The sequence below is a fragment of the Leucobacter soli genome (assembly GCF_042659205.1).
In the GTDB taxonomy this organism is placed as follows: domain Bacteria; phylum Actinomycetota; class Actinomycetes; order Actinomycetales; family Microbacteriaceae; genus Leucobacter; species Leucobacter soli.
On sequence record NZ_JBHSRW010000242.1, the window covers coordinates 1 to 3,204 of the forward strand.

General features: G+C 71.1%; 4 protein-coding genes and 1 pseudogene. All 5 read right to left on the reverse strand.

What is annotated here, in order from left to right:
• Positions 1-229, reverse strand: a pseudogene (locus ACFPZL_RS11490) (hypothetical protein); the annotation flags it as partial.
• Between the two features lie 9 nt (positions 230-238).
• Positions 239-1,015: an electron transfer flavoprotein subunit beta/FixA family protein gene (locus ACFPZL_RS11495; RefSeq protein WP_218116337.1), complete on the reverse strand. Its 777-nt coding sequence runs from the start codon at positions 1,013-1,015 to the stop codon at positions 239-241.
• A 58-nt stretch (positions 1,016-1,073) separates the two neighbouring features.
• Positions 1,074-2,261 carry a thiolase family protein gene (locus ACFPZL_RS11500; RefSeq protein ID WP_218116336.1) on the reverse strand — a complete coding sequence of 396 codons (1,188 nt, stop codon included), beginning with the start codon at positions 2,259-2,261 and terminating at the stop codon, positions 1,074-1,076.
• A gap of 39 nt (positions 2,262-2,300) precedes the next feature.
• Positions 2,301-2,870, reverse strand: a complete 570-nt coding sequence (locus tag ACFPZL_RS11505) for an NADPH-dependent FMN reductase (protein ID WP_218116335.1) — start codon at positions 2,868-2,870, stop codon at positions 2,301-2,303.
• A gap of 117 nt (positions 2,871-2,987) precedes the next feature.
• Positions 2,988-3,204: hypothetical protein (locus ACFPZL_RS11510; protein ID WP_382335498.1), on the reverse strand; the 217-nt coding region annotated here is incomplete at its 5' end.

The following is a 3,204-nucleotide window of genomic DNA, read 5'->3' on the forward strand; positions in this document are numbered from 1 at the left end:
TGGTGTACTGCGGCCCGGTGATGAAGAGCGAGACGATCATCTCGTCCCACGAGGTCGCGAAACCGTAGACGGCCGCGGCGGCGAGCGCCTGATCCTCGGAGAGCACCAGCGCGATCGGCGGTCCGAGCTGCGCAGCGGCGCCGATCAGCCCGGCCGCAGCGGATTCGAGCCCGCCACCGGGTGCGGCCTCGAGGACCACCAGGATCGCGTCATTCGGGAAGTCGCTCATCGTCACTCCTCACACCAGTCGGTTCTCGGCGAGGAACCCGGTGATCTGCTCGCCGGCATCGCCGTCGTCGACGATCTTGACGCCCGCGGCCCGCGGCGGGCGCTCGGCCACCGAGAGCATGATCGAGAGGCCGGACGACCAGTCCTCCGAATCGACCTGCAGGTCGCTCAGCGAGAGCACCTCCACCGGCTTCTTCTTCGCCGCCATGATGCCCTTGAAGTTCGGGAAGCGGCCGTCGGGCAGCGCCTCGGTGATCGACACCACCGCGGGCAGCGGCGACGAGACCCGCTGCACGCCGCCGTCGACCGGTCGCTGGCCGGCCACGGATCCGTCGCCGATCTCTACGACGGAGAGCCCGGTGAGGTGCGGCACAGCAAGAAGCTCGGCCACCATCGCAGGGATGGCTCCGCCCGAGCCGTCGGTCGAGGCGTTCCCGGCGATCACGAGGTCGAAGCCGGTGCGCGAGATCGCGGCGGCGAGCGTCCGTGCGGTCAGACCGAGGTCGGCGCCGAGCAAGGCCTCGTCGACGATGTGCACGGCGGATCCCGCTCCCATCGCGAGCGCCTTCCGGATGGTCGTGGCCGCACCCTCGGGAGCCATCCCGACCGCGACGACCTCGGTTCCCTCGTGCGCGTCGGCGTGGGCCAGCGCCACCTCGACCGCACGCTCTCCGATCTCGTCGAGCACGGGATCCGACGCCCCACGATCCGCGAGTCCGGTCTCCAGGTTCAGCTTCCGATCGCCGTAGGTATCGGGCACCTCTTTGACCAGCACCAGGATCTTCATCGATCAACTCCTCGCTCTACGATGTCGAGTCTCGCCTCGCCCTTTGACAGCACTCGCGTCAATCCTCCCATCGACGGAGCAGTGCGGCCAACGCCTGCCCCCCGCCGATGCACATCGATACGACGCCGTGCTCGAGCTCGCGGCGCTGCAGGTCCATCGCGACGCGCAGGGTGAGGATCGCGCCGGTCGCCCCGACGGGATGCCCGAGCGCGATCGCGCCGCCGTAGGGGTTCGTCCGCTCCGGATCGAGCCCGGCATCCCGGATGACGGCGAGCGCCTGCGCGGCGAAGGCCTCGTTCATCTCGGCGGTCCCGATGTCGGCCGGGGAGAGTCCGGTCTGCGCGAACAGCCGCTCGAGCGCGATCCGCGGCGCATAGCCCATGATCTCCGGCTCGATGCCGGCGGTGGTGACGGCTTCGAGCGTCGCGAGCGCGGTGAGTCCCCGATCCCGCACGTCGGATTCGCGCATCAGCACCATGGCCGCGGCACCGTCGTTGATGCCCGATGCGTTGCCCGCGGTGACCGTTCCTCCCTGGCGGAACACCGGCCGCAGCTCGGCGAGCCCCTCGAGCGTAGTCTCCGCCCGCGGATGCTCGTCGGCCTCGACGCGCACCGGGCGTCGGCCTGCGGTCTCGACCGGCACGATCTCCTCGGCGAAGACCGCGCGAGCCTCGGGGGCCGCCGCGCGCCGCTGGCTCTCGAGGGCGAAGCGATCCTGCTCCTCCCGGCTGATGCCGTAGCGCTCGGCCACGTTCTCCGCTGTCTCGCCCATGTGGACGCCGGTGAACGGGTCGGTCAGCAAACGGACGAGGCCGTCCACCAGTGTGCGGTCGCCGAGGCGATCGTTGAAGCGCGCATCGTAGTCGTAGAAGGGCAGCCGGGTCATGTTCTCGTCGCCGCCGGCGACGACGACGTCGACTCCGCCCCAGAGCAGTTGCTGCGCGCCGGACCAGACCGCCTGCAGGCCCGAGCCGCAGAGCCGGTTCACCGTCAGAGCGGGCACGCTCGTGCTCATCCCCGCGGCGAGCGCTACGCGCCGCGCGTTGTAGGCGTCGTGACCCACTTGGCCGACGTTGCCCATGACGACCTCGTCGACCTCGTCGCCCGACACTCCGGACCGGCTCAGCGCTTCGCGCACGGCCGCCGCTCCGAGCTCGTGCGCCGGCGTCTCGCGGAAGGCCTTGCCGAAGCTCCCGACCGGCGTCCGCGCGCCCGCGACGATCGCGATCCGTTCGACGCTCGTCATGCGTTCTCCGTCCTTCCGACTGCTCAGCCGCCGCCCGCGCTAAGCGTTCGGGGTGGCCCGTGCGAGGCCGCTCGACGAACGGATCGCCGTCGCGAGCTCCACGAGTCCGAGGCCGAGGGTCTCGGCGCGCTTCTGCACCGGCGCCTGCAGCGCCGGCCCGTCGAAACCGGCGGGCGACACGAACAATCCGGGCGAAACAAGGTGCGCGGCGAAGAAATCCACCAGGATGTCGCGCATACCCGACATGCCGAGCATGTGGTGGTCGCTTCCCGCGGTCGCGACCGTGGTCACTGCCCGCCCGGCGAGCGGCGCGTCGTCGGGAGTCCGCGGGATCGCCTCGGTCAGCGCCTTGAACTGCTGAGTGTACGTCGCCCGATACATCGGCGACCCGAAGGCGATCCCGTCGGCCGCGCGGATCGCCTCGACCGCCGCCTCGTAATCGGGCGGGCTGCCCGGATCCTCGCCGAGCTCGATGAGAGTGGTCCTCGCTCCGGCCGCAGCGGCTCCGGAGAGGACCGCCTCGATGGCCGTGCGCGTCTTGCCGCCGCCGAACGGCGAGCAGCTGATCGCGACGATGTTGATCTGATCGCGGCTGGTCTGGTCGCTCAACTCGGGTCTCCTCTCCACGGCCGCCGGATCGGCAGTCCGTCCACTCCTCAGTGTAGGACGTGCGAAGCGGGCGCTCTCAAGAGTTCACCCGCTCCGTCGCGCAGTGCCCGGCACCCCTCAGCGCGCGGTACCCGGCGGGCGCGTCGGGATCGACGTCGTGACCACCGGCACCTCGGGCAGCAGCTCGGGCACCACGCCCGTGTCGCCCTCGCGCGGCAGCGTGCCGGCAGAGAGGCCGGTGAAGGGGCCGAGGTCGGGGCCCTGGTCCGCGAGCGGCACCACGCAGGGCTCGCCGGGAAGGATCCGGTGCACCTCGCCGCGCACGCTGACCGTA